This is a genomic window from Polynucleobacter sp. 15G-AUS-farblos, from assembly GCF_018882445.1.
Taxonomy (GTDB): Bacteria; Pseudomonadota; Gammaproteobacteria; order Burkholderiales; family Burkholderiaceae; genus Polynucleobacter.
This window is the reverse complement of record NZ_JACVOM010000021.1, coordinates 1-463: the sequence shown is the minus strand read 5'-3', so window position 1 is coordinate 463 and position 463 is coordinate 1. Positions and strand designations below refer to the sequence as shown.

The following is a 463-nucleotide window of genomic DNA, read 5'->3' as shown; positions in this document are numbered from 1 at the left end:
CATAACAAACTCTCAGTGCTAGTGCGTGGTGCACGATAGGTGGCCTCACTCTGACCAGAAGGCTCTGGTAGTGCCCGGCGATCTAGCTTGCCATTCGGCGTTAAAGGTAAGCGCTCTAAGCTGACAAAGTAAGCAGGCACCATATACTCTGGCAAGGTGCTCGCTAAGCGAGCCCGTAGCTCACTAAACTCAGGCAAGCTAGCGCCTTGCTGGGGTACCAGATAGGCAACTAAGCGAGCATCGCCCCCAATCTTAGGAGCTAGCACAGCCACTTGTGCAAGCTCAGTAGTACAAGCTAGCAGCGCTGCTTCAATCTCTCCTAGCTCAATCCGAAAGCCACGGATCTTGACTTGATCATCTGCGCGTCCTAAGAACTCAAGTGCGCCATCAAGCCGCCTTCTGGCTAGATCACCAGTACGGTACATCCGACTACCGAGGGCTCCAAAAGGACAAGCAATAAAGC

At 53.3% G+C, this 463-nt stretch carries 1 pseudogene; it reads right to left on the bottom strand.

From position 1 onward, the window contains the following. Positions 1-463: pseudogene (locus ICN41_RS11230) on the bottom strand (AMP-binding protein); the annotation flags it as partial.